Genomic DNA, 26,404 nt, shown 5'->3' with positions numbered 1-26,404 from the left:
CACCGGCTGGATTAGCCGCCGGCAAGGATGCGAAGCATCTGTTCCAGTGCGGCTTCGCGCTGCGGGTCCCGGCCCGCAGCATAAGGCAGGCTGAACGCCACCGGAATGTCTGGCTCGACGCCGCGCCCTTCGAGCCGCACGTCGTCGCCGATGACGGCATCCGAGACCGCCACTTCGAGCAGGCTGTCGTCTGGTAACAGATAGGCACGGCCGGCCAGCAACGCGCCGGCCGTCCGGGAGCCGACGAGCGGAATGCCATTGGTCTTCAGCGCATAGGCGAAGAGTTCCAGCCCACTCCGCGCGCCTTCGTCGATGATGGCGACGACGGGACGCCGCCAGCGCACATTGGCAAGCGTCGCCTCACCGTCGCGCTGGATGAGCCGGAACGTCGGCGTGTCGCCGACGAACAGCTCCGCCGCATCGGAGGGGCCGCCACCCCAGCGGCCGCGCAGGTCGACGATCAGCCCGTCGGCGTGCTTGAGGCGTCCGGCAGCAAGCTCGCGGGCGACGATGCTCAGGCCATCGGGCGCCGAAAGCGTCCACAGCCTGACATAGCCGATGCGCTTGCCGTTGCCCTCGATCACGGTCACGCTGTCTTCGATCGCTTTCTCGAACATCCGCAGCGGGCGCAGCCGCTCCACCGCGACCTTCAGGGCCACGGGATCCGTGCCGGTGCTTCGTCGTATCCGCACGTCCACGGTGCGGCCGACCTTGTCGCGGAACGAACCGATCTCATGGTAGGGCGCACCATCCACAGACAGGACTTCATCGCCGACCCGGATGCCGGCCCGAGCCGCCGGCGAACCATCATAGACATCGCTGACGAACAGGGAGCCGCTGGCCCGTTGCGCGATCATACCGATGCCGGGGTAGCTGACCTCGCCATCCGGCGGAAACAGCCGCCTCAGATCGTTGCGGATCGCAAAGCGGAAGATGTCGGCCAGCTCGAAATAGGCGATCGTGTCGGGCTGGAAACGTCCGGTATGGGATGCGCCGAGGCTGGCAAGCACAGCATCGATCGCCTCGTCGACGCGGATGCTCGGCGTGTCGGCATCAAGCGGCGCATTCGCGATCTCTTGTTTCACGGTGGCTCGGAACCGCTCGAGTGCCGACGCGTCATGGTGATGGTCGATCACCAGCTCGACGGCCCGGTCGAACACCGGCTGGCCGGAACGCAGCGCGTCGTCCGCCAGCGCATGCGGAGCCTGGAGAATGAGCCAGGCGGTCGCTGCGAAGGAGGCAAAGGTCTTCATATCCACAGGCCGGTCCGTTTCGCCAGTTGCGCCATTATCAGACCGAACCGAGGCCGGAACGAGCCCTTCGATGACAACATTCCGTGAGCCGGCAATGTGGATGGCGATCATGACGCCGGGTAGGTTCCGCCCTATCCGATAGGACGCCGGCGCATCTGAAAGAGTAGGCGCCGCCCAACGCCCCAAGGTCCGCGAATCTATCCCGACAGGTGTTGTGAGCGATCGGGGCAAAACCGATCATCCTTCCGAAAGCCACAGACAGGCACCACGCCGCAACATTCTCCGGGAGGACTTTTCATGGCCGGCTTCAATCAGCTTTTCGTTCCAGGACCGACCAACGTTCCGGAGACCGTCCGGCAGGCGATGAACATGCCGATGGAGGACATGCGCGCACCGGATTATCCGAGCTTCACGCGCGGCCTCTTCACTGACCTGATGAAGGTCTTCCGCAACGAGACCGGTCGTGCCTTCATCTTCCCGTCCTCGGGCACCGGCGCCTGGGAATCGGCGATCACGAACACGCTTAGCCCCGGCGACCGCGTGCTGATGTCGCGCTTCGGCCAGTTCTCGCATCTGTGGGTCGACATGGCCGAGCGCTTCGGCCTCGACGTCGACGTTGTCGATGCCGAGTGGGGCACGGGCGTTCCGGTTGAGATCTATGCCGAGCGCCTCGCCAAGGACAAGGAACACCGCATCAAGGCGGTCTTCGTTACCCACAATGAAACCGCCACCGGCGTCACCAGCGATGTCGGCGCGGTGCGCGCCGCGCTCAATGCCGCCAAGCACCCCGCACTTCTGTTCGTCGACGGTGTCTCGTCGGTCGGTTCGATCGATTTCCGCCAGGAAGAATGGGGCGTCGACTGTGCCGTTTCCGGCTCGCAGAAGGGCTTCATGCTGCCGCCCGGCCTCGGCTTCCTGTCGGTCAGCCAGAAGGCGCTGGACGCCGCCAAGTCGGCGAAGTTCGGCCGCTGCTACTTCTCCTTCGAAGACCAGATCCGCGCCAACGACACCGGATATTTCCCCTACACGCCGGCAGTGCAACTGCTGCGCGGCCTGCGCGCTGCCCTCGACCTGATCCAGGAAGAAGGCCTCGACAACATCTTCGAGCGTCATAACCGCCTGGCAACGGGCGTGCGCAAGGCGGTTGACGCCTGGGGTCTGCGTGTCTGCGCCAAGGAAGCCAAGTGGAATTCCGACACCGTCAGCGCGATCCTGGTTCCCGAAGGCATCGACAGCGCCGACGTCGTCCGTCGCGCCTTCCACGGCTACCAGACCTCGCTCGGCGTCGGTCTCAGCAAGGTCGCCGGCAAGGTGTTCCGCATCGGCCATCTCGGCTGGGTCAACGAAGTGATGATGTGCGGCGCCATTTCGGCGGCCGAGATGTCGCTGCGCGACTGCGGCGTCAAGGTCCAGCCGGGTTCCGGTGTCGGTGCTGCCCTTGAGCACTACCGCCTGTCGGCCCAGCCGGCCGTTGCCAAAGCAGCCTGACGCAGAACCGGGAGGAAACAGAATGAGCCATACACTCCACCATCTGCGCAAGCTTCGCTTGCAGCGCAGCGAACTCGCAGTACCGGGCTCAAACCCGGAGATGATCCGCAAGGCTGCCGACGGTGAAGCCGACTACATCTTCCTCGACATCGAGGATGCGGTGGCACCGCCGGACAAGGAGCGGGCGCGTAAGAACATCATCCAGGCGCTCAACGAGATCGACTGGCGCGCCAAGGGCAAGACCATTTCGGTCCGCATCAACGGCCTCGACACCCATTACATGTACCGCGACGTGGTCGACGTGATGGAACAGGCTGGCGACAAGCTCGACACCATCCTGGTACCGAAGGTCGGCGTTCCCGCCGACCTCTACATGGTCGACGCCATGGTCAGCCAGATCGAGACGGCCAAGGGTTTCAAGACCCGTGTCGGTCTGGAAGCTCTGATCGAGACGGCGCTTGGCATGGCCAATGTCGAGGCGATCGCTGCTTATGGCGGCCGTCTCGAGGCGATGCATTTCGGCGTTGCCGACTATGCCGCAAGCTGCAAGGCGCGCACCGTCAGCATCGGCGGCCTCAACCCCGACTATCCCGGTGACCAGTGGCACGCCGCCCTGTCGCGCATGACGGTTGCCTGCCGTGCCTATGGCCTGCGCCCCATCGACGGCCCGTTCGGCGATTTCTCCGATCCAGAAGGCTACATCGCCGGTGCAAAACGTGCCGCAGCGCTCGGCATCGAAGGCAAGTGGGCCATCCACCCCTCGCAGATCGAGCTGGCGAACGCCGTGTTCTCGCCGCCGGAAAAGGAAGTCACCCGCGCGCGCCGCATCATCGAAGTGCTCAAGGAAGCCGAGGAACAAGGCAAGGGCGCTGCCGCTCTCGACGGCAAGATGATCGACGCAGCATCCGAACGCATGGCACGCAATGTGCTGGTCATGCACGAGGCAATAGAGCAGTCGGCGCGGTCGCGCACGAGCCTGCCAAACTGAGGAGGAGTTTGACATGGATATTCATGAATATCAGGCCAAGGAACTGCTCTCGCGCTATTCGGTGCAGATCCCGCGCGGTGGACTTGCCTACAGCCCCGAGCAGGCGACCTATCGCGCCAGCGAGATCGGCGGCGGCAAGTGGGTCGTAAAGGCACAGATCCATTCCGGTGCCCGCGGCAAGGCCGGCGGCATCCGCATCTGCAGCTCCGACAACGAAGTATCGGAAGCAGCAGAGTCGATGCTCGGCCGCAAGCTGGTGACGCATCAGACCGGCCCCAAGGGCAAGCTGGTGTCGCGCCTTTATGTCGAGGAAACCGTCGACATCCGCCAGGAGCTCTATCTCGGCATCGTGCTCGACCGTAAGTCGGAACGCGTCATGATCGTGGCTTCGGCTTCCGGCGGCATGGAGATCGAGGAGATTGCCGAAAAGCAGCCCGACTCGATCATCCGGGCCATCGTCGATCCGGGCGCGGGCATGCAGCAGTTCCAGGCACGCGAGATCGCCTTCGGCCTCGGGCTTGAGAACAGCCTCATCGGCAAGGCCGTCGACACGCTGCTCGGCTGCTACCGCGTCTTCCGCGATTTCGACGCCTCGATGCTCGAGATCAATCCGCTGGTGATCACCCGCGACGGTAACCTGATCGCGCTCGACGCCAAGATGTCGTTCGACGAAAACGCGCTGTTCCGCCGCGCCGAGATCTCGGAATTGCGCGACAAGTCGCAGGAAGACCCGCGCGAAACCTTCGCCAGCGACCGCGGCCTCTCCTATGTCGGCCTCGACGGCAACATCGGCTGCATCATCAATGGCGCCGGCCTAGCCATGGCAACCATGGACATGATCAAGATCGCAGGCGGCGAGCCGGCGAACTTCCTCGACATCGGTGGCGGTGCCTCGCCGGAGCGTGTTGCCAAGGCTTTCCGCGCGGTGCTTGCCGACAAGAACATCGAGACCATCCTCGTCAACATCTTCGCCGGCATCAACCGCTGCGACTGGGTGGCCGAGGGCGTCATCAAGGCGATCCGCGAAGTTGGCGTCAAGGTGCCGCTGGTCGTGCGGCTCGCCGGAACCAATGTGGAGGAGGGCCGGCGCATCCTGGCCGAGTCGGGCGAAAAGGTGATCATCGCCGACACGCTCGCCGAGGCGGCCGAGAAATCGGTCGAAGCGATGCGCGCCTATTCGAAATCAAAAAAGAACTAAAGGGAGGTCGAAATGGCAGTTCTATTGAATCGCCGGACGCGCGTTATCGTCCAGGGTCTGACCGGCAAGATCGGCTCATTCCATGCCGACGACATGAAGCGCTACGGCACCAACGTGGTTGGCGGCGTCACTCCCGGCAAGGGCGGACTTGTCCACCAGGGCATCCCGGTCTTCAATACGGTCAGGGGCGCGGTGCGCGAGACCGGGGCCGAAGCCTCCATCGTGTTCGTGCCGCCACCCTTTGCGGCGGACTCGATCATGGAAGCGGCCGATGCAGGCCTCAAGCTCTGCGTCTGCATCACCGACGGCATCCCCTCCCAGGACATGATGCGGGTCAAGCGCTACATGCGCCGGTTCCGCTATGAAGACCGCATGCGCCTCGTCGGTCCGAACTGCGCCGGCGTCATCACGCCAGGCCAGGCGCTGATGGGCATCATGCCCGGCAACATCTACCTGCCGGGCCGCGTCGGCATCGTCGGCCGCTCGGGCACCCTCGGCTACGAGGCCGCCTCGCAGATGAAGGCGCTCGGCATCGGCGTTTCGACCTCGGTCGGCATCGGCGGCGACCCCATCAACGGCTCGTCCTTCAAGGACATCCTCAAGCTGTTCGAGGACGATCCCGACACCGACGCCGTGGTGATGATCGGCGAGATCGGCGGTCCGCAGGAAGCCGAGGCCGCCGAATGGGCCAGGCACAACATGCGCAAGCCGCTGATCGCCTACATCGCCGGCCTATCGGCGCCGAAGGGCAAGCGTATGGGCCATGCTGGCGCCATCATCTCGGCCTTCGGCGAATCCGCTCAGGAAAAGGTCGAGATCCTGCGCGACGCCGGCGTGACCATCGTGCCGACCCCGGCCGCCTTTGGCCCGACGGTTCAGGGCGTGCTCGAGCAACAGAAGAAGGCCGCCTGACCCGGCCTTCGGGGAGCCGGCGCCGACCGGCTCCCTTTTCTCGCATCGGCCCGAAATCGGTCTCGATTTTCAGGCGCGACGATGCGTAACCTATGTGGTGCTGGATCGTCCTCTGCGCGTCCCTTCGGACGGGCGGCGCTCCAAGGCAAGACCAAGGAATTGAAATGAAACCTCGCGTTATCGTCACGCGGCGCTGGCCCGCGGCAGTCGAACAGATCCTGGCGGAGCGGTTCGACACGACCTTCAATCAGGGCGACGCCCCGCTGGGCTCGACCGAGCTCAAGGCAGCGTTCCTGAATTTTGACGCGATCCTGCCGACCGTCAGCGACAAGTTGCCGGCGACGGTATTTCCCGACGCCGATGTCCGTACCAAGATCCTCGCCAATTTCGGTGTCGGCTTCAGCCATATCGACACCGACGCCGCGCAGGCCCGTGGTATCGTCGTGACGAACACACCCGGCGTATTGACCGACTGCACCGCCGACATCGGCATGAGCCTCCTGCTTTCGGTCGCCCGGCGGGCAGGCGAGGGCGAGCGCCAGGTACGCGCCGGCCAATGGGCAGGATGGTGCCCGACGCACATGATCGGCGCCAAGGTTACCGGCAAGACGATCGGCATCATCGGCATGGGCCGCATCGGCAAGGCGATGGCCAAGCGCGCGCATTTCGGCTTCGACATGGATGTCGTCTTCTACAATCGCTCGAAGGTCGACGACGAGGAAACCCGCGCCATGGGCGCAAGGCAGCTGGCCTCTATCGAGGACGTGCTGGCACAGGCCGACTTCGTCTCGCTGCATTGCCCGGGTGGAGCCGAGAACCGGCACCTGATCAATGCGGAACGCCTCGCAGCCATGAAACGCGGCGGGTTCCTGATCAACACGGCGCGCGGCGACGTCGTCGACCAGAAAGCGCTGGTCGTGGCCCTCGACAGCGGCCAGATCGCGGGTGCCGGCCTCGACGTCTATGACGGCGAACCGGATGTGCCCGGTGCATTGATGCGTATGGAAAATGTGGTGCTGTTGCCGCATCTTGGCAGCGCCACGGAAGAAACCCGCGTGGCCATGGGCATGAAGGCGGTGGACAACCTGACCGCCTTCTTCGAGGGCCGCGCCTTACCCGACAAGGTGGTGTGATGTATCTCGACTGCTCGGTATCGGCACTGGTCAAGCTTCGCGCGCAGGCAATGGCCCTGTTTCGCGAAGGCATCGCAGCGTCGGATCCCGAGCAGGCGGTCATCGCGGCGCTTGAAACGAGACTGGACGACATCGCGGCGGCAAGACGGGTGATCCTGATCGCCTTCGGCAAGGCGGCATGCCCGATGGCACGCGCCGCGCTGCCTTTCGTTACGGACAAGCTGGTTTCCGCCTGCGCTGTGACCAATCTCGAGAACCATGCCGAGATCGACGGCGTCGAGGTCATTGCCGGAGGCCATCCTCTTCCCGACGAGGGCAGCATCAGGGGTGCCGAGGCGATCGAACGTGCGGCCCGTTCCGCCGAACCGGGCGACCTGGTCCTTGTGCTGGTCAGCGGCGGTGGTTCGGCGCTCACCTGCGCTCCGGCGGCGGGCATTGGACTTGCCGACAAGATTGAACTCAACGACACGCTGATCCGCTGCGGCGCTGACATCAGCGAGATCAATGCGGTCCGGCAGCTGTTTTCGCGGCTCAAGGGCGGGCGCCTGGCACAGCTCGCTTCGCGCGCCAAGATGCTCTCTCTCATTCTGTCGGATGTACCGGGCGACGATGTCGGCACCATCGCCAGCGGCCCGACGGCCCGCCCGTCGGCCACCCAGGCGGGCGCCATCGACATTCTCGGTCGCTACGGCCTGATCAAGACATTGTCGCCGGCGCTGAAGTCGCATCTCGACTTCGTCCTCGAAAACGAACAGCCCGCCTCGACTTTCGAGCATGTTGAAAACATCGTCATCGGCTCCAACGGCATCAGCCTGCAGCGGGTGATGAACAGCGCCGGCACCAATTATCCGGTCGTCGTCAAGGCGGATGACTGGCTGAGCGGCGACGTCTCCGATGTCGCCAAGACGCTGCACCGGATGGCTGTGTTCGCAGCCAGCCAGCGCGGTCCGGTGGCAATCGTCGCCGGCGGAGAGCCGACGGTGCGTGTCGCCGGTAACGGCAAGGGCGGCCGCAACCAGGAACTGGCGCTGCGTTTTGCGCTTCTCAACGAATGGACGTCGATCAAGCGCCCCTGGGTCTTCCTGAGCGGTGGCACGGACGGACGCGACGGCCCGACCGATGCGGCGGGTGCGATCGTCGATGCCGGATCGACCACATGGATGCGCAAGCTGGGATGCAACCCCGTGGCACTGCTGCAGAACAACGATTCCTACCATGCGCTGGCGTCATCCGGCGACCTGGTGATGACCGGCGCCACCGGCACCAATGTCGCCGACCTGCAAATACTTCTGATGCAGTAGCGGTAACTGTCCCGGCCAACCCGCACGAAGTTGAACTCTCGGCCGATTACTGTCCTGGCAACTCCATTCGGTGGACTGCAGCCTTTACACCTGTTGTGCATTTTGCCTAAAATGTTTACTCTCGGTGAAATAGATTCAGCGAGCAGGAGCAGACGGCATCGACATGACGAAGGCCAAGGCAGCGGAAAAGCACGGACACTCGAAGAAGAATGGCAAGGCCCTGTCGGCAGCCATACCGGCGGTTGCGGCCAAATCGGCGCTGTCGCGCGTCTCGCCGCTGTCTCAGGATCCGCATGCGACGCGCGATACCCGAGAAAAGGTGCTGGAGGTGGCGATCGGCCACGAGGTCCGCGCCTTCCGCAAGAAGCTCGGCATCACGGTCGCCGATCTTGCTTCGGCCACCGATATCTCGCTCGGCATGTTGTCCAAGATCGAGAACGGCATCACCTCGCCATCGTTGACGACGCTACAGGCGCTTTCCCGCGCGCTCGGCGTCCCGGTCACCGCCTTCTTCCGCCGCTTCGAGGAAGAGAGAAACGCCGTGTTCGTCAAGGCCAACGAAGGGGTCGACGTCGAACGCCGCGGCACCCGCGCCGGACACCAATATACGTTGCTTGGCCATATCGGTTCGGACACGTCAGGCGTAACGGTCGAACCATATTTGATCACGCTGTCGGAAGATTCTGATGTCTTCCCGACATTCCAGCATGACGGCATGGAGTTTCTCTACATGCTGGAGGGCGAGGTCGTTTATCGCCACAGCAACAACCTCTACCGCATGACTCCGGGCGACAGCCTGTTCTTCGATGCCGATGCGCCGCACGGCCCGGAAGAACTGACCCATTTGCCGATCAGATATCTGTCGATCATCTCTTATCCACGCGGTCGCGGCAGCGACTAGCTCTCGGGCAGGGTCGAGCTTTGGCGCTCGTCCTTGGGCCTGATCACCTGCATCCATGATTTCTGGCGGCTGGCCCAAGGCCGGCTCGACCGAGTGCAGCTTCGAAAAGTGCGCCGGCGCGGACGCTTGTACGCGCTCGGATGTCCGAAAAATCGGCAATGAAGCCCGGCGAGCGCGGCCTCAAACTTCTGAAATTCAAGTCTTCCACGGTGCAGTCAGCCCCGCAATTCCGCGCCGCGCGGCGAAAAACCGCGCGGGACGCTGCCCTGGCGTTAGCCGGAGTGGCCGAATTGTCGCTTTCTTGTTTTTCTACAGGAATAAAAAATTCATCACAGTTGAATTGGCCTCGGGAACCTGCTAGCTTTTGTCACAGGCAGCCAATCAGGTGAGGAAACTGGGATGTGCGGAATTGTAGGACTCTTTCTCAAGGACAAGTCGCTGGAGCCCCAATTGGGCGCGCTGCTGTCCGAAATGCTCGTAACTATGACCGATCGCGGCCCCGATAGCGCGGGCATCGCCATTTATGGCGGCGGTGCCAAGGGTCATGGCAAGATCACCATCCAGTCGGCTACCCCGGACGCGGATTTCAAGGGTCTCGACGCCGAGCTCGGCAAGAAGATCAACGCCAAGGTTTCGTCGACGGTAAAGTCCACCCATGCGGTGCTGGACGTGCCGGCCGACAAGATCGGTGAAGCCCGCGTGGCACTCGCCGAGCTGCGCCCCAACGTCCGCGTCATGGGCGCTGGCGAAGCCATCGAAATCTACAAGGAAGTCGGCCTGCCGATCGAAGTGCTCAAGCGTTTCGACATTGCCTCGATGGGTGGCAGCCATGGCATAGGCCACACCCGTATGGCTACCGAATCCGCTGTCACCACGCTCGGCGCGCACCCTTTCTCGACCGGCCCGGACCAGTGCCTGGTGCACAATGGCTCGCTGTCGAACCATAACAATCTGCGCCGCGAGCTGATCCGCGACGGCATGCGTTTCGAGACCGAAAACGACACCGAGGTGGCCGCCGCCTACCTGTCGTCGAAGATTGCGCATGGCCAGAATCTCGGCGAGGCGCTGGAAAGCAGCCTCAATGACCTCGACGGTTTCTTCACCTTCGTGGTCGGCACCAAGGACGGCTTCGGCGTTGTCCGCGATCCGATCTCCTGCAAGCCCGCCGTCATGGCTGAGACCGACCAGTATGTCGCTTTCGGCTCCGAATATCGCGCGCTCGCCAACCTGCCCGGCATCGAAGACGCCAAGGTCTGGGAGCCTGAGCCCTCCACCGTCTATTTCTGGGAGCACTGAGACTATGCATTCAACGAATCTTGCGACGTCCCCCCTGCACCAGGTCAACTACGCGCCGAAGGTGTTCGATCTTTCGAAGAACACGCTGCGCGAGTTCAACCAGGCGCTGCATGAGGTGAAGGACGCTTCCACCGAGCCGAACTGGGAAGTCATCAACCCGAAGGGCAGTCATGCGGTTGCCGTCGGCGCCGAGCACCCGATCTCGATCGATGTGCAGGGCAGTGTCGGCTACTATTGCGGCGGCATGAACCAGCTCTCGACGATCACCGTGCATGGCTCGGCCGGCCCGGGCGTCGGTGAAAACATGATGTCGGGCACCATCGTCGTGAAGGGCGACGCCAGCCAGTACGCCGGCGCCACCGGTCGCGGCGGTCTGCTGGTCATCGAAGGCAACGCTTCGTCGCGTTGCGGCATCTCGATGAAGGGCATCAACATCGTCGTTCGCGGCAACATCGGCCACATGTCGGCCTTCATGGCGCAGTCCGGCAACCTCGTGGTGCTCGGCGATGCCGGCGACGCGCTCGGCGACTCGATCTACGAAGCCCGCCTGTTCGTTCGCGGCTCGGTCAAGAGCCTCGGCGCTGACTGCATCAAGAAGGAATTGCGCCCCGAGCACATCGCCATCCTGCAGGATCTGCTCGACCGCGCCGGCATCACCGACGTGAAGCCGGAAGAGTTCTCGCGCTACGGTTCGGCGCGCACGCTCTACAACTTCAACATCGACAACGCTGACGCATACTGAGGAACAAAATGAGCTATCACAATCCTCCGACGACGCCACGCAAGTCGGCCACGTTCGATGAATACGCAATGTCCGAAATCCGTCGCGCCGCAGCGACGGGCATCTACGACATCCGCGGCTCCGGTGCCAAACGCAAGGTCCCGCACTTCGACGACCTGCTGTTCCTCGGCGCTTCGATCTCGCGCTATCCGCTCGAAGGCTATCGCGAAAAGTGCGACACCTCGGTCGTATTGGGCACGCGTTTCGCCAAGAAGCCGATCGAGCTGAAGATCCCGATCACCGTCGCCGGCATGAGCTTCGGCTCGCTGTCGGGTCCGGCCAAGGAAGCCCTCGGCCGTGGCGCAACGCTTTCCGGCACCTCGACCACCACCGGTGACGGCGGCATGACCGAGGAAGAGCGCGGCCACTCCAAGCACCTGGTTTACCAATACCTGCCGTCGCGCTACGGCATGAACCCGCGTGACTTGCGTCGTGCCGACGCCATCGAAATCGTTGTCGGCCAGGGCGCCAAGCCGGGCGGCGGCGGCATGCTTCTGGGCCAGAAGATTTCCGACCGCGTCGCCGAGATGCGCACCCTGCCCAAGGGCATCGACCAGCGTTCGGCCTGCCGTCACCCCGACTGGACCGGTCCTGACGATCTCGAGATCAAGATCCTCGAAATCCGCGAGATCACCGACTGGCAAAAGCCGATCTACGTCAAGATTGGTGGCGCACGCCCCTACTACGACACCGCGCTCGCAGTGAAGGCCGGCGCTGACGTCGTCGTGCTCGACGGCATGCAGGGCGGCACCGCAGCGACCCAGGAAGTGTTCATCGAGCATGTCGGCCAGCCGACGCTCGCCTGTATCCGCCCGGCAGTGAAGGCGCTTCAGGACCTCGGCATGCACCGCAAGGTTCAGCTGATCGTTTCCGGTGGCATACGCAATGGTGCCGATGTGGCCAAAGCGCTCGCCCTCGGTGCCGATGCAGTATCGGTTGGAACCGCAGCGCTGATCGCGCTGGGCGACAACGATCCGCGTTGGGAGGATGAATACCAGAAGCTCGGCACCACTGCCGGCGCTTACGACGATTGGCACGAGGGCAAGGACCCTGCCGGCATCACCACGCAGGACGTCGAGCTGATGAAGCGCGTCGATCCGATCGCGGCTGGTCGCCGTCTGGCGAACTACCTGAAGGTCATGACGCTCGAGGCACAGACTATCGCCCGTGCCTGCGGCAAAAATCATCTGCACAATCTCGAGCCTGAGGATCTCTGCGCTCTTTCGATCGAAGCTGCCGCCATGGCTGGCGTGCCGCTTGCGGGGACGAGCTGGGTACCCGGGAAGGGTCCCTTTTAAAACCACAAGGATTGGGAGGAGCATTTTACATGGGTACGGCCTTCGAAGCCAAAATCGATCAGTCGGAGGTGACTGATCTCAAAGAGTTCGCAAGGACTCGCAACATCAGATACTTCATGGTGTCGTATACTGACCTCTTCGGAGGGCAGCGCGCCAAGTTGGTGCCTGCGCAGGCTATATCGGACATGCAGAAGGACGGAGCCGGCTTTGCCGGCTTCGCGACTTGGCTGGACCTGACGCCGGCGCACCCGGATATGCTGGCTGTGCCGGATCCGATCTCGGTCATCCAGCTGCCCTGGCGTCCGGAAGTTGCCTGGCTCGCATCCGACTGCCTGATGGAAGGCAAGGGCGTGGCCCAGGCGCCGCGCAACACGCTGAAGCGCCTCGTCGCCGAAGCCGCCAAGGAAGGCATGCGCGTCAAGACCGGCGTCGAGCCGGAATTCTTCCTGACCACGCCGGATGGCAAGCAGATTGCCGACGAGTACGATACGGCGGCAAAGTCCTGCTACGACCAGCAGGCCGTGATGCGCCGCTTCGATGTCATCGCCGAAATCTGCGATGCGATGCTCGATCTCGGCTGGAAGCCCTACCAGAACGACCATGAGGACGCGAACGGCCAGTTCGAAATGAACTGGGAGTACGACGACGTCCTGCAGACTGCCGACAAGCATTCGTTCTTCAAGTTCATGGTCCGCTCGATCGCCGAAAAGCATGGCCTGCGCGCGACCTTCATGCCGAAGCCTTTCCCAGGCCTCACCGGCAGCGGCTGCCATGCCCACATTTCGGTGTGGGATCTGAGCGGCAAGAACAATGCCTTTGCAGACAAGAACATGGAGCTGGGTCTTTCCGAGAAGGGCAGGTACTTCCTCGGCGGCATCATGAAGCACGCCTCGGCACTTGCCGCGATCTGCAATCCGACCGTCAACTCCTACAAGCGCATCAACGCACCGCGCACTCTTTCGGGTGCAACCTGGGCGCCGAACACGGTGACCTGGACCGGCAACAACCGCACCCACATGGTGCGCGTGCCCGGCCCCGGCCGCTTCGAACTGCGCCTGCCCGACGGCGCTGCCAACCCGTACCTGATGCAGGCGATCATCATCGCTGCCGGCCTCAGCGGCATCCGCTCCAAGGCCGATCCCGGTCCGCGCAGCGACGTCGACATGTACCGTGAAGGCCACACCGTCACGCATGGCGCCAAGCTGCCTCTCAACCTGCTTGACGCGCTGCGTGCCTATGACGAAGACAGCGAGCTGAAAGCTGCGATGGGCGAGGAGTTTTCCGCCGCCTTCATCAAGCTCAAGCATCAGGAGTGGAACTCCTACGCGTCGCACTTCACCCAGTGGGAGCGCGACCACACGCTGGACGTCTGAGGCACAAGAACAGGCTCGGCGCCCGATCATCCAGATCGGGCGCTGCCCCGGGCACACCTCACATTTCGCCGGAACACATGCGATGAAATATTCGATCTTCTCACTCGCCAAGGCAGCTTTGTCCGGTCATCAGGGCTGGACCCGGGCTTGGCGCGATCCGGCACCCAAGAGCCACTACGATGTGATCATCATCGGTGGTGGCGGCCACGGCCTGGCCACGGCCTACTTCCTCGCCAACGAGTACGGCATCCGCAATGTCGCGGTGCTCGAAAAGGGCTGGATCGGTTCCGGCAACGCCGGCCGCAACACCACCATCATCCGTTCCAACTACGGCCTTCCCGGCAATACCGGCTTCTACGAGCTTTCGATGAAGTTGTGGGAGCGCATGGAGCAGGATCTCAATTACAACGCGATGGTCAGCCAGCGCGGCATCATCAACCTCTATCACTCCGATGCCCAGCGCGACGCCTTTGCCCGCCGCGGCAACACCATGCGCATCAACGGCATCGATGCCGAACTGCTCGACGCGGTGCAGATCCGCAAGGAACTGCCATTCCTCAATTACGACAGCCCGCGCTTCCCGATCATGGGCGGCCTGATGCAGCGTCGCGGCGGTACGGCCCGCCATGACGCGGTGGTCTGGGGTTATGCGCGCGCCGCCGACCAGCGTGGCGTCGACATCATCCAAAACTGCGAAGTCACCGGCTTCGTCCGCGACCAGAACGGCAAGGTCACCGGTGTCGAGACATCGCGCGGCAAGATCAGCGCCGGCAAGGTCGGCATGGCAGTCGCCGGCAATACCTCGCGCGTCGCCGCCATGGCTGGCATGAAGCTGCCGATCGAAAGCCATGTGCTGCAGGCCTTCGTCACCGAGGCGATCAAGCCGCTCATCCCTGGCGTCGTCACCTTCGGAGCCGGCCACTTCTACATCAGCCAGTCCGACAAGGGCGGCCTCGTCTTCGGCGGCGATCTCGACGGCTACAATTCCTACGCCCAGCGCGGCAACATGCCGGTGGTCGAGGACGTCTGCGAAGGCGGCATGGCGGTCATGCCGATGATCGGCCGCGTCCGCATGCTGCGCCAGTGGGGCGGTATCATGGACATGTCGATGGACGGCACGCCGATCATCGACAAGACGCCCATCGACGGCCTCTATCTCAACGCCGGCTGGTGCTATGGCGGCTTCAAGGCGACGCCGGCTTCCGGTCTCGTCTTCGCCCATCTGCTGGCGCGTGACGAACCGCACCCAGAAGCTGCGCGCTTCCGGCTCGACCGGTTCCGCCGCGGCGCGATGATCGACGAAAAGGGCCAAGGCGCCCAACCCAACCTGCACTGAAAGCGAGACTGGCGGAATGCGTATTGCATGTCCTTTCTGCGGCGAACGCGAGAACGGCGAGTTCACCTATCTCGGCGACGCCTCGCCCAAGCGGCCCACCTTCGCAGTCGATAGCGGCGAAAGCCCCGAGCGCGTCGAAGACGCCTTCTACGACTATGTTTATCTGCGCGACAACGTAGCCGGCTTCATGCGCGAGTACTGGTATCACGGCGGTGGCTGCCGCTCCTGGCTGATAGCCGAGCGCAACACCGTGACGCATGAATTCAGATCGGTCACGGCAGCCCCCGGCGTGGGTGCGTCCAAGCCGGTGCAGGCAGGAGAATAAAGATGTCGGGCTATTCCGGATCCGAACCGCTCGGCAGGACGGCCGCTGCCGAAGGCAGCACCAACGCGCGCAGCCAGGCTGCATCCGCCAGCCAGTCGCACCGGCTGCGCAGCGGTGGTCTGATCGATCGCCAGGCGCCGCTGCAGTTCTCCTTCGACGGCAAGACCATGACAGGCTTTGCCGGCGACACGCTGGCCTCGGCGCTCGTCGCCAACGGCGTCAAGCTGGTTGCCCGCTCATTCAAGTACCATCGTCCGCGCGGCATCATCACCGCTGGTTCGGAAGAGCCAAGCGCGCTGGTCGAGATGCGCACCGGCGCCCGCAAGGAGCCGAACACCCGCGCCACCACGCAGGAGCTCTATGACGGGCTGATCGCCCAGAGCCAGAACCGCTGGCCGTCGCTGCGTCGCGACTTCATGTCGATCAACCAGCTCTTCTCGCCGATCTTCGTCGCTGGGTTCTACTACAAGACCTTCATGTGGCCGGCGAAGTTCTGGGAGGCGATCTACGAGCCGATCATCCGCCGTGCCGCCGGTCTCGGCAAGAGCGCGGAACTGCCGGATCCCGATCACTACGACAAGGCCTGGGCGCATTGCGACGTGCTCGTCGTCGGTGCTGGGCCCACCGGTCTTTCGGCGGCTCTGGCCGCCGGCCGCGCCGGTTCGCGTGTCATCCTGGTCGAAGAAGACGTCCGTCTCGGCGGCCGCCTGCTCAGCGACGGTGGCGAGATCGACGGCATGCATGCCGAGGAGTGGGTGCGTCGTGCGACCGACGAACTCGCCGGGCTGCCCAACGTCCGCATCATGACCCGTACGGCGCTTTTCGGCGTCTATGACGGCGGCGTCCACGCCGCGCTCGAGCGCGTCAACGACCATGTTCCGGTGCCGGGTCCGCACCAGGTCCGCCAGCGGATCTGGCGCATCGTTGCCAAGCGTTCGGTTGTCACTGCCGGTGCCATCGAGCGGCCGATTGCTTTCCCGGGCAACGACCGTCCGGGCGTGATGATGGCGTCCGCCGTGCGCACCTACGTCCATCGCTTCGCCGCGATGCCGGGCAAGCGCGTCGCGCTGTTCACCAACAATGACGACGGCTGGCGCACTGTCGAGGCGATCCAGCAGGCCGGTGGCGATATCGCAGCGGTGATCGACCCGCGCGGCAAGGTGCCGGCGGAATACCAGGCACTGGCCGAACTCTCCGACCTGCGCGTGCTGGCTGGCGGCGTGTCCGACGTCAAGGGTGGCGTCGATGGCGTGCGTGGCCTAGTGGTTACTGCCGCCGACGGCAGGAAGCAGCAGATCGATGCCGACTGCCTGGCAGTGTCCGGTGGCTGGAACCCCAATGTGGGCTTGTCCTGTTTCCATCGCGGCAAGCCGGTCTGGCGTGACGATATCGCAGCCTTTGTCCCCGGCGATTGCCCGACGGGCATGGTCATGGCGGGTGCCGCCAATGGCGAATTCTCGCTTGGCGCTTGCCTGCGCGACGGCCATGCCGCCGGTGTGGCTGCGGCCGCCGATTGCGGCGCGTCGGGCAATGCCGGCGAAGCATCGGAAGCCGGCGACGAGGTCTACGCGATCTCGCCGCTCTGGCAGGTCAAGGCCAAGGGCAAGGCCTTCGTCGACTTCCAGCACGACGTCACTGCATCCGACGTGACGCTGGCGCAGCGCGAAGGCTTCGAGAGCGTCGAACATCTCAAGCGCTACACCACGCTTGGCATGGCGACCGACCAGGGCAAGACCTCCAACATCACCGGCCTTGCCATCATGGCCGATGCCACCGGCCGCACCATCTCGCAGACCGGCACGACGATCTATCGTCCGCCCTATGCACCGGTGGCGATCGGCGCACTCGCCGGCCATCACCGCGACGAGAACTTCCACGCCTGGCGCCTGACGCCGTCGCATCACTGGGCGGCTGCGCGCGGTGCTGTGTTCGTCGACACCGGGCTTTGGAAGCGCGCTCAATGGTATCCGCAGCCGGGCGAGAAGGACTGGATCGAATCGGTCTCCCGCGAAGTGCTCGCCGTGCGCAACGGCGTCGGCTTCTGCGACGTTTCCACGCTCGGCAAGGTCGACGTGCGCGGTGCCGACGCCGGCACCTTCCTCGATCGCGTCTACATCAATGCCTTCTCGTCGCTTGCCGTCGGCAAGGCGCGTTACGGCCTGATGCTGCGCGAGGACGGCATCGTCATGGACGACGGCACGACCTCGCGTCTTGCTGAAGACCATTACTTCCTGACCACGACCACGGCCAAGGCCGGTCCGGTCATGGCGCATCTCGAATTCTGCCGCCAGGTGCTCTGGCCGGAGCTCGACGTGCAGCTGTCGTCGGCGTCCGACCAGTGGGCACAGTTCTCGATCGCCGGGCCGAACACCCGCAAGCTTCTGCAGGCGCTGGTCGATCCGTCGGAAGACATGAGCAACGAAGGCTTCCCGTTCATGGGGGCCCGCGAGGTCAAGCTGCGCGGTGGCGTCACCGCTCGCCTGTTCCGCATCTCGTTCTCGGGTGAAATCGCCTTCGAAATCTCGGTGCCGGCACGCTACGGCGCGGCGATGGCCGAGAACCTGATGATCGCCGGCAAGCCCTATGGCGTGACGCCTTACGGCACCGAGGCGCTTGGCGTCATGCGTATCGAGAAGGGCCACGTTGCCGGTCCCGAGCTCAACGGCATGACGACGGCCGACGACCTTGGCCTCGGCAAGATGATGTCGAAGAAGAAGGACTTCATCGGCCGCGTCATGGCCGGTCGCGAGGGGCTGACTGCACCCGACCGCCAGGTCGTTGTCGGCATCAAGCCGCTCGACCGTGCACGCCGGCTGCGCTCCGGCGCGCATGTCATCCCCAAGGGCGGCATCCCGGGTCCGGCGACTGACCAGGGTTACGTCACCTCGGTCTGCTTCTCGCCGATGATGGAACAGTGGATCGGCCTCGGCCTGGTCGAACGCGGCCGCGAACGTATCGGCGAAATCGTCCGCATCCACGATCCGCTGCGGAGCGAGGACTACGAAGCCGAGATCTGCAATCCTGTCTTCTATGATCCAGAAGGAGCGCGCCAGCGTGGTTGATTATCTCTGGAACACCCAGTCGCCGCTCCAGAAGGCGCTCGTCGCCGGCCGCCATGGCGTGGCCGGTGCACAGGCAGGCGTGACGCTTGTCGAGGTTCGCGATCTCGTGCTGGTCCAGGTCATGGCCCGGCGCGGCAAGGCAGCCGACACTGCCAAGGCGGCAAAAAAGCTGTTCGGCGTCGATGCGCCAAACACGCCGAAGGCCGTCGCCGGCAAGTCCGCGACGCTCGTCTGGTCGGGACCCGACCAGTTCACGGTGTTGGCGCCGCGGACGGACGAGAGCTCGCAGATCGACGCCATGAGCCAGGCCTTCTCAGGCGCGGCCTCGCTTTCCGATCAGTCGGACGGCCGCTGCCTGATCCGGGTTTCCGGCCCGCGCGGCCGCGATGCCATCGCCAAGTTCTCGTCGCTCGACCTGCATGATGCTGTCTTTCCGGTTGGCACTGCCGCGAATACGTCGGTCGACCACACGGCGGTCAATTTCTGGCGCGAGGCGAACGGTGCCGACGGCCATCCGGTCTACAGCATGCTGGTTTTCACCAGCTTCGCCGACAGCCTGTGGCACGCCATCGTGGATTCTTCGCTGGAATATGGCGTCGACACGTCGAGGAATCGCGCGGCCTGAACGCGCGTCAGCAGCGCCAGACAAAAGAAAGCCCCGGAGCGATCCGGGGCTTTTTTCGTTGGCGGTCACTGCTGAGACAAAAATCAAGAGGTCAAAAATACGACTGCCGCCACGGCATGCGTGGCGGCCAGGGGGCTAATAAGCTCGGTCGTCGCTCAGGCGTCGACGCAGGCCTTGTGCAGCTGGGCCAGCGATGCCGTCGGGCGTAGCAACGACAGGGTCAGGAGCTCGACGCAGAGCGGCATGACAAGCTTGGCACCGTCGGCATAGAGCGAACCGCCCGATGCGCGGAACGAGCCCTTGTCGATGATGGTCTCGAGAACATCGCGCGTCCTGAGCGGCAACAGGTCGGTGCAAGTGCTCATCCGGGCGAAGATATGGCTGATCGGGACGTTGAAGCCGTCGACCGGTACGAGAGGTTCCTCGTTTCCTTCCTTCCATTCCTCGAGCGCTTCGAGCGCGTCATGGAAGGCGTTCTGAACGGTGATGGGCGCGTGGCCCTCATAGAGTTCCGGCAGCACTTTCTGCATGGGCATGTTCCTCTTCAAGCTCTGTTGGATTGTGCTGCGGCAACGCGGAATCGGGTATTGGACCTCACTGTAATGTGCCTCCCATACTTGCCTTATATGCAACATATTTGCACATGAGTTAAATCTCGTCCACTGCAAATCGCACTGGACCAATCCTCTGGAAACTCCAGAATTTCTGCCCCGGGCGGTAGTCGGATTTGAGTTTTGCGATCATCGTTCGGCCAGTATCGGCACCACCCGAACGAATAGGAAATCTACCCGTCCGGGCGTTTTCAAAGAGACGGAAAACCGATCTGCTCGGCATCAGGAAAACTGCATTTCCCGGATGGCCGGCTCTACGAACCGGTGTCCCGGAGCAACACGAGATGAATGGGTGTCGCTTGGAGGAGAGCAAACCACTCAGCTTTCGTGAGGACGTCCGCAGCCTGCTGTTCAGGGTGCTTTTGGCCGTCGTCAGCGAACGCGAGCCCGATATGGCGGAGGTTCTTACCGGCCGCGTGAGCCTCGATGCGCTCGAAAGCGGGCAACGCATCGCCGCGCTGCAAGCCACCGGTATGTGGTTCCAGCTCGTCGCCATTGCCAACGAGCTTCTGGCCATGCGCTCTCGCCGAGAGCTGGAGCAGATGGGCGGTGCCGACGAAGTCATCGGCTCCTTCGCCAATGTCGTGGGCGAGATCGCCGCCGCCGGCTACCCGGCTGAGGACATCCAGGCTACCCTCGACGCGCTCAGCGTTGGGCCTACCATGACGGCGCATCCGACGGAGGCCAAGCGGGTCACCGTCCTCGAAATCCACCGCCGCATCTACCGCAAGCTGACCGAACTCGAGCAGCAGCGCTGGGCGCCGCGTGAGCGCGAACAGCTGATCGACGACCTCAAGAGCGAGATCGAACTGCTTTGGATGTCGGGCGAACTGCGGCTCGAGCGGCCTTCGGTCGAGCGCGAGATCGCCTGGGGCCTGCACTTCTTTCGCGAAGTGATCTTCGAGGCGACGCCCAAGCTCTATGACAGCGTCGAGGAAGCGCTGGCCCGCCACTACCCCGAATACGATCTCAAGGTGCCGTCCTTCATGCGGTACGCCTCGTGGATCGGCGGCGATCGCGATGGCAATCCGAACGTCACGGCCAAGACCACGGCCTACGCGCTCAACGAGTGCCGTCAGGCGATCGTTGGCTGGTATATCAGCCAGGTGCGCAAGCTGGTCACCGTGCTCAGCATCAGCGCCAATGTCGTCGACATCCCGGAAGCCTTTACCAAGGCACTGGGCCATGCCCTGCATCGCAGCGGCAATGCCTCGGAGATCGTGGCACGCAATCCCGACGAACCCTTGCGCCAGTTCGCAGCCGCGATGCTTGATCGCCTTGAGGCGATGCGCGGGGAGGCGTCGGCCAAGCCCTATACCCGTTCCGATGCCTTCAAGACTGACTTGCGCGAGCTTGAAAACGTGCTCGGCCAGCTTGGCGGCAAGCTCATCGCACGGCGCTTCGTGCGGCCGGTGCGCCAGCAGGTCGAAACCTTCGGCTTCCGCACGGTTTCGCTGGACATCAGGCAGAACTCCACCGTCGTCAATCGTGTGCTGAGCGAGTTGTTCAAGCACGCCGATCCGGAGACAGCGCCTGCTCCCGACACACCGCAATGGACGGCACGTATCCGGGCGGCACTGAATTGCGGCGAACAGCTTGAAGTCGACCGGCTGGCGCTGTCGGAAGAAGCACAAGAGCTTCTCGACCTGTACGACGTCATCCGCAAGGCTTCGGCCGGGCTGAACGGCGGTGCGGTCGGGGCCTTCATCCTGTCGATGACGCGGTCGAGCGACGATCTCCTGGCGGTCTATCTGCTGGCGCAGTATTCCGGCATGGCGACGGCATCAGACGGGAGCGGAACCATTGCGCTCAGGGTCGTGCCGCTGTTCGAAACGATTGCCGACCTGCGCGCCGCGCCGGAAATCCTCGACCAACTGTTCGGTGTTTCCATTGTCCGCCGCTCGGTGCGCGATTTCGGCAACAGCCAGGAAGTGATGCTTGGCTATTCCGATAGCAACAAGGACGGCGGTTTCCTCGCCTCCAACTGGGAGCTGAACAAGGCCCAGCGGCGGATCACGGCGCTCGCCATCAAGCGCAAGGTCAAGATCAGCTTCTTCCACGGCCGTGGCGGCTCGGTCAGCCGGGGCGGGGCACCGACAGGCAGGGCGATCGCTGCCCAGCCGGCCGGCACCATCGGCGGCGCGATGCGCGTCACCGAGCAGGGCGAGGTCGTGTCGTCGAAATTCGCCAACCGCGGTACCGGCCTCTATCAGCTCGAGATCCTGGCGGCGAGCGTCTTTGCCCACACCGTCAAGTCGCCGAACGAGCCTGAGCTCAAGGACATTCCCGAGTTCAGCGAGGCGCTGGAAGCGCTGACCGGCATGTCGCAGGCGTCTTATTCGGGCCTGATCAACGAGCCGGGCTTTATTGACTACTTCCACCAGGCTAGCCCGGTTGAAGAACTGTCGCTGCTCAAGATCGGCTCGCGCCCGGCGCGCCGTTTCGGCGCGAGGGACATTTCCGACCTGCGCGCCATCCCATGGGTTTTCGCCTGGAGCCAGAACCGGCACCTGCTGACCAACTGGTACGGCATCGGCAGCGCGCTCAATTCCTTCGTCAACGTGCGCGGCGACGCTGGCCTGGAACTGCTCAGGCAGATGTTCGAACGCTCACGCTTCTTCCGCCTCGTCGTCGACGAGGTGGACAAGGGCCTCTACCAGTCCGACATGGATATCGGCTACCTCTATGCCGGGCTGGTGCAGGACCGCGAGGTCGGCGAGCGCATCTACCGCAAGATCTCGGCCGAATACGCGCTGACGCGGCGGATGATCTCCGAGGTCAATGGCGGGCTCAAGCTTTCCGAACGCTTCCCCGCCTTCAAGCGCCATTTCGACCGCATCCGCCCCCAGATGGACTCGATCCACCGGCTGCAGGTGCAGCTGCTGCGCGAGGTGCGCGCCCAGGACGGCGCCACCGCCAAGCCCAAGCGCGCCGTCAACGCGCTCCTGCTTTCGATCAACTGCATATCCGCCGGCCTTGGCTGGACCGGATGACCACATTTTCTGGCGCCGCAGGGCGCCGCAAGGGAGAAGCCTCATGAATATTCCAACCAGACCCGGCATCGGCAGCGCCCGCCACTTCTTCCGCACCGGCGTCGCCCAGGCGGACCCCGCCGTCAGCGATGCTATGGACCGCGAGCTGCAGCGCCAGCGCGACGAGATCGAGCTAATCGCCTCGGAAAACATCGTCTCCAAGGCGGTGCTCGAGGCACAGGGCTCGGTGCTGACCAACAAATACGCCGAGGGCTATCCGGGCCGCCGTTACTATGGCGGCTGCGCCTATGTCGACGAGATCGAGGATCTGGCGCGCGAGCGCGCCAAGACGATGTTCAACTGCAGCTTTGCCAACGTGCAGCCGAACTCAGGCAGCCAGGCCAACCAGGCAGTGTTCATGGCGCTGATGCAGCCGGGCGACACCTATCTCGGCCTGAACCTTGCTGCGGGCGGCCATCTCACTCACGGCGCGCCGGTCAACCAATCGGGCAAGTGGTTCAACCCCGTCTCCTACGGCGTGAAGCCCGATACGCACCGCATCGACATGGACGAGGTGCGCGATCTCGCCAAGAAGCACCAGCCCAAGGTCATCCTGGCCGGCGGCTCGGCCTATCCGCGCATCATCGACTTCAAGGCGTTCCGTGAGATCGCCGACGAGGTCGGCGCCAAGCTGTTCGTCGACATGGCCCACTTCGCGGGCCTGGTCGCCGGCGGCGTCCACCCCAACCCGCTCGAACATGCCCATGTCGTGACCACCACCACGCACAAGACCCTGCGCGGTCCGCGCGGCGGCATGGTGTTGTCCAACGATGAAGAGATCGGCAAGAAGATCAATTCGGCCGTCTTCCCGGGCCTGCAGGGCGGTCCGCTGATGCACGTCATCGCCGCCAAGGCGGTTGCCTTCGGCGAGGCGCTGACGCCCGACTTCAAGGTCTATGCCGCGAACGTCGTCTCCAACGCCAAAGTGTTGGCCGAGACCCTGCAGGAGGGTGGCGTCGACATCGTCTCGGGCGGTACCGACACGCATCTCATGCTTGTCGACCTGCGGCGCAAGAACCTCACCGGCAAGGCGGTGGAAGCGTCCCTCGGGCGGGCCCACATCACCTGCAACAAGAACGGCATCCCATTCGATCCACAGGGTCCGATGGTCACTTCGGGCGTCCGGTTGGGCACGCCAGCCTGCACGACCCGCGGCTTCCTTGCCGAGGAGTTCCGCCAGGTCGGGCGCATGACCATGGCTGTCATCGACGGTCTTGCGGCCAATGGCGAGGCCGGCAACGCCAAGATCGAAGCCGCCGTTCGCGAAGAAACCCACGATCTGGTCGGTCGATTCCGAATCTACGACTGATTCCTGTCGCTGGAGAGCGGGCATGCCTTGGCAAATTCGATTGGAATGCGCCAAGGCATGATGCCGATGTCGATGGCGGGCCAATGGCGCAACAAAAAAAGCTGAGTGTCCTGGTTGCCGAGCGCAACCCGCTGGTGATCGCCGCGTTGCGCGACATGATCAGCCGCGACGAGCGCTTCGATTTTGTCGAAGGCGTCCAGAGCGGTGATGCCTTCATCAAGGCGGTGGCGGGATCGCAGCCCTTGTTCGACGTCGCCATCGTCGCCTGGAAGCTGTCCGACATGGATGCCAGCGAGGTGCTGATCGAGCTTCAGCGCCGGCAATTGACGGCGCGCCTGGTCATTTTCTCCAACGACCATGACATCGGCATCCTCAAGCAATGCGTACGGCTGGGCGCGCAGGGCTTTTGCTACCAGTTCGACGATCCCTGCATCCTGTTCGACACGCTTCTGGCAGTCGCCAACGGCCGTATCTGCATCCCTTACATCGATGTCGCCAAGATCAACGAGACGCCGCTGTCGCGCCTGACCACCCGCGAGCTCGAACTGCTCGGCGTCTTGTCCGACGGCTGGACCAATCTGCAGATCGCGACGCGGACCGGAATCTCGGAAAACACGGTCAAGTACCACCTGAAAAATCTCTACGACAAGCTGGGCGTGCGCAACCGCGCGATGGCGGTTGCACTCTACGCCAGCGAGCGCAAGCGCGGTCCGCAGCCGATCCCGCGATAGGATACCAGCTATACGTCGGTGGCTGTCGTGGTCATTGCGGCAGAGCCAGGGCCTTCTTCTCTTCCGCCTCCGACAGCGGGGCTCCCGCATTGATCGTCATCAGGTAGGAATCGACTGCCTCGGTGGCACCGGCCGGAACATAATCTTCTTCCGCCGCCTGGGCCGCCACTGCCAGCCGGACGTCCCAGCCCTGTTCCGGGCGGCAGGCGATCGACACGATGGCAGATCTTGACGCGCGGTGAAGCTCGAACTCGCGGCACAATGTGCCGCTCGCGTCACGGAAGCTGGAAACGAGTTTCAGCGTGGCATCGCCCGCCACGACATCGGTGCCTGAGGGCGCCGAGCCGAGTGCCTGGATAATTGCGGCGTCGCCGATCGTCGTCATGGCCAGGTTGCCGGAGGCCGGCGCGCCTGCCTGGCCGGCGAGGTAGCCGCCAGCGCCGAAGGCCACAGCCGCCAGCGATGCCGCCAGCGGCATTGCCCAGGTCGAACGAACCGGGTGCGTGTCGCGCGGCGGAAAGGCGACGACGTTGTTCGCCGCCACCTGCGGGGCTGAAGGATCAGTGGCTAGTTCCCGCGCCTCGTTGATCATCTTTTGGACCGACCGTGTCAGCGCTTCTGGGACCGGCTCCTCGATCAGCGGCTTGAGCGCGGATGCTGCTAGTGCGCGGCTTTCGATGAAAGCGGCGACCCGGGTAACGAGATCGTCGTCCGTCTCCATGGCGGCCTCGACGGTTGCCGTCGTCTCGGCGTCGAGTTCGCCGTCGGCAAATGCCATCAAGGTTTCGTCGTCGAATTCGCGCCTGCTCATTTGTTTCCACCTTTTTCGGGTGAACGGTCGGTCCTGGAGTTTATTCCAGCCGCGTCGGCAAGATTCTTGCGGGCGCGGGAGAGCCTGCTCATGACGGTGCCGATCGGGATGGACAATATCTCCGCCGCCTCCTTGTACGAAAGGTCCTCGACGCAGACGAGTAGCAGCACCTCCCGCTGATCGTCCGGCAACTGGTCGATTGCCAGGGCGACGCTTTTCAGGGTCAGCCGGGCTTCGGCGTCGCGCTCGCCACTTGAACCGGTAATGTCGGGGGTGTCGTCGATGTCTTGTTGCGGTCCCGTCGTCTTGGCGCGACGAACGTGGTCGATCCACAGGTTGCGCAGGATGCGGAACATCCAGGCGTCGAATCTGGTGCCGGGCTCGAATCGGTCCTGGCTGGCCAGCGCGCGCTCGCACGCTGCCTGCACGAGGTCGTCGGCGAGATCGCGCGATCGGCACAGCGAAATGGCGAACCGGCGCAAATTGGGAAGGAAAGCAATCAGGCGGTCGCTGACCTGAACCTCGTCACCCCTCATGCGGTCGTACCTATCGCTTCCCACGGAATAAAACGGACACTGGCCCGTTGCTCCCAAAATGCACAATTGCATTCGAAATGATATGGTATGCCGACACACTTATG

At 63.8% G+C, this 26,404-nt stretch carries 22 protein-coding genes; 18 read left to right on the top strand and 4 right to left on the bottom strand.

All coding sequences use genetic code 11. The features are described from left to right. Positions 1–11 precede the first annotated feature (11 nt). The gene (locus WHT83_RS25680) at positions 12–1,253 is read right to left on the bottom strand and encodes a S41 family peptidase (protein ID WP_341878484.1); all 1,242 of its coding nucleotides are present in this window, start codon (positions 1,251–1,253) and stop codon (positions 12–14) included. A gap of 297 nt (positions 1,254–1,550) precedes the next feature. On the opposite strand from WHT83_RS25680, the gene WHT83_RS25675 reads away from it, so the two are divergent. The 15 genes from WHT83_RS25675 (at position 1,551) to WHT83_RS25605 (ending at position 19,270) form a co-directional block, all read left to right on the top strand. Next, the gene (locus WHT83_RS25675; protein WP_108610211.1) at positions 1,551–2,741 is read left to right on the top strand and encodes an aminotransferase class V-fold PLP-dependent enzyme; all 1,191 of its coding nucleotides are present in this window, start codon (positions 1,551–1,553) and stop codon (positions 2,739–2,741) included. Between the two features lie 22 nt (positions 2,742–2,763). Continuing rightward, positions 2,764–3,729 (top strand): CoA ester lyase, encoded by a 966-nt coding sequence (locus WHT83_RS25670; protein WP_108610212.1) that lies wholly within the window; start codon positions 2,764–2,766, stop codon positions 3,727–3,729. 13 nt (positions 3,730–3,742) lie between these two features. Then, a complete protein-coding gene (locus WHT83_RS25665; RefSeq protein WP_108610213.1) occupies positions 3,743–4,927 on the top strand; it encodes a malate--CoA ligase subunit beta in 1,185 nt (394 codons plus the stop codon). A 12-nt stretch (positions 4,928–4,939) separates the two neighbouring features. Beyond that, the gene (sucD, locus tag WHT83_RS25660; RefSeq protein ID WP_108610214.1) at positions 4,940–5,839 is read left to right on the top strand and encodes a succinate--CoA ligase subunit alpha; all 900 of its coding nucleotides are present in this window, start codon (positions 4,940–4,942) and stop codon (positions 5,837–5,839) included. A gap of 164 nt (positions 5,840–6,003) precedes the next feature. Then, entirely contained in the window at positions 6,004–6,972 is a 969-nt protein-coding gene (locus WHT83_RS25655; RefSeq protein WP_183263992.1) for a D-glycerate dehydrogenase, read from the top strand. Beyond that, the gene (locus tag WHT83_RS25650; protein ID WP_341878483.1) at positions 6,972–8,273 is read left to right on the top strand and encodes a DUF4147 domain-containing protein; all 1,302 of its coding nucleotides are present in this window, start codon (positions 6,972–6,974) and stop codon (positions 8,271–8,273) included. The genes WHT83_RS25655 and WHT83_RS25650 overlap by 1 nt, the downstream gene beginning before the upstream one ends. A 163-nt stretch (positions 8,274–8,436) precedes the next feature. Continuing rightward, positions 8,437–9,174 carry an XRE family transcriptional regulator gene (locus WHT83_RS25645; RefSeq protein WP_341878482.1) on the top strand — a complete coding sequence of 246 codons (738 nt, stop codon included), beginning with the start codon at positions 8,437–8,439 and terminating at the stop codon, positions 9,172–9,174. A gap of 399 nt (positions 9,175–9,573) precedes the next feature. Next, on the top strand, positions 9,574–10,470 hold the full coding sequence (locus WHT83_RS25640) for a glutamine amidotransferase family protein (RefSeq protein WP_108610218.1): 897 nt from the start codon (positions 9,574–9,576) through the stop codon (positions 10,468–10,470). A 4-nt stretch (positions 10,471–10,474) separates the two neighbouring features. Then, on the top strand, positions 10,475–11,212 hold the full coding sequence (locus WHT83_RS25635) for a GXGXG domain-containing protein (protein WP_108610219.1): 738 nt from the start codon (positions 10,475–10,477) through the stop codon (positions 11,210–11,212). A gap of 8 nt (positions 11,213–11,220) precedes the next feature. Next, positions 11,221–12,549, top strand: coding sequence for an FMN-binding glutamate synthase family protein (locus WHT83_RS25630; RefSeq protein WP_055976086.1), 1,329 nt, complete (start codon positions 11,221–11,223; stop codon positions 12,547–12,549). A 29-nt stretch (positions 12,550–12,578) separates the two neighbouring features. Continuing rightward, positions 12,579–13,922: a type III glutamate--ammonia ligase gene (gene glnT / locus WHT83_RS25625; RefSeq protein WP_108610220.1), complete on the top strand. Its 1,344-nt coding sequence runs from the start codon at positions 12,579–12,581 to the stop codon at positions 13,920–13,922. Positions 13,923–14,004: 82 nt separating this feature from the next. Beyond that, a complete protein-coding gene (locus WHT83_RS25620; protein ID WP_108610221.1) occupies positions 14,005–15,258 on the top strand; it encodes a sarcosine oxidase subunit beta family protein in 1,254 nt (417 codons plus the stop codon). 16 nt (positions 15,259–15,274) lie between these two features. After that, on the top strand, positions 15,275–15,583 hold the full coding sequence (locus WHT83_RS25615; RefSeq protein WP_108610222.1) for a sarcosine oxidase subunit delta: 309 nt from the start codon (positions 15,275–15,277) through the stop codon (positions 15,581–15,583). Positions 15,584–15,585: 2 nt separating this feature from the next. After that, positions 15,586–18,645 carry a sarcosine oxidase subunit alpha family protein gene (locus tag WHT83_RS25610; protein WP_341878481.1) on the top strand — a complete coding sequence of 1,020 codons (3,060 nt, stop codon included), beginning with the start codon at positions 15,586–15,588 and terminating at the stop codon, positions 18,643–18,645. Beyond that, the gene (locus tag WHT83_RS25605) at positions 18,638–19,270 is read left to right on the top strand and encodes a sarcosine oxidase subunit gamma (protein WP_406874065.1); all 633 of its coding nucleotides are present in this window, start codon (positions 18,638–18,640) and stop codon (positions 19,268–19,270) included. Before WHT83_RS25610 ends, WHT83_RS25605 begins: the two co-directional genes overlap by 8 nt. Before the next feature lie 155 nt (positions 19,271–19,425). Here the strand turns inward: WHT83_RS25605 and WHT83_RS25600 are convergent, their stop codons facing one another. Next, positions 19,426–19,806, bottom strand: coding sequence for a hypothetical protein (locus WHT83_RS25600; protein ID WP_108679493.1), 381 nt, complete (start codon positions 19,804–19,806; stop codon positions 19,426–19,428). A gap of 374 nt (positions 19,807–20,180) precedes the next feature. Here WHT83_RS25600 and WHT83_RS25595 point away from each other — a divergent pair, with 374 nt between their 5' ends. From WHT83_RS25595 to WHT83_RS25585, 3 genes are all read left to right on the top strand, one after another. Continuing rightward, entirely contained in the window at positions 20,181–22,874 is a 2,694-nt protein-coding gene (locus WHT83_RS25595) for a phosphoenolpyruvate carboxylase (RefSeq protein ID WP_108610224.1), read from the top strand. A gap of 43 nt (positions 22,875–22,917) precedes the next feature. Continuing rightward, positions 22,918–24,222 carry a serine hydroxymethyltransferase gene (glyA, locus tag WHT83_RS25590; RefSeq protein ID WP_183263987.1) on the top strand — a complete coding sequence of 435 codons (1,305 nt, stop codon included), beginning with the start codon at positions 22,918–22,920 and terminating at the stop codon, positions 24,220–24,222. A gap of 83 nt (positions 24,223–24,305) precedes the next feature. Next, positions 24,306–24,953, top strand: coding sequence for a response regulator transcription factor (locus WHT83_RS25585; RefSeq protein WP_341878479.1), 648 nt, complete (start codon positions 24,306–24,308; stop codon positions 24,951–24,953). 31 nt (positions 24,954–24,984) lie between these two features. On the opposite strand, the gene WHT83_RS25580 is transcribed toward WHT83_RS25585, so the two are convergent. Next, positions 24,985–25,764, bottom strand: a complete 780-nt coding sequence (locus WHT83_RS25580; RefSeq protein ID WP_341878478.1) for an anti-sigma factor — start codon at positions 25,762–25,764, stop codon at positions 24,985–24,987. Beyond that, the gene (locus WHT83_RS25575) at positions 25,761–26,300 is read right to left on the bottom strand and encodes an RNA polymerase sigma factor (RefSeq protein ID WP_341878477.1); all 540 of its coding nucleotides are present in this window, start codon (positions 26,298–26,300) and stop codon (positions 25,761–25,763) included. The genes WHT83_RS25580 and WHT83_RS25575 overlap by 4 nt, the downstream gene beginning before the upstream one ends. Between the last annotated feature and the right edge of the window lie 104 nt (positions 26,301–26,404).

This window comes from Aminobacter sp. P9b (assembly GCF_045345995.1).
In the GTDB taxonomy this organism is placed as follows: Bacteria; Pseudomonadota; Alphaproteobacteria; order Rhizobiales; family Rhizobiaceae; genus Aminobacter; species Aminobacter niigataensis.
The sequence above is the reverse complement of the archived record's forward strand: the minus strand, read 5'-3'. Positions and strand labels throughout refer to the sequence as shown.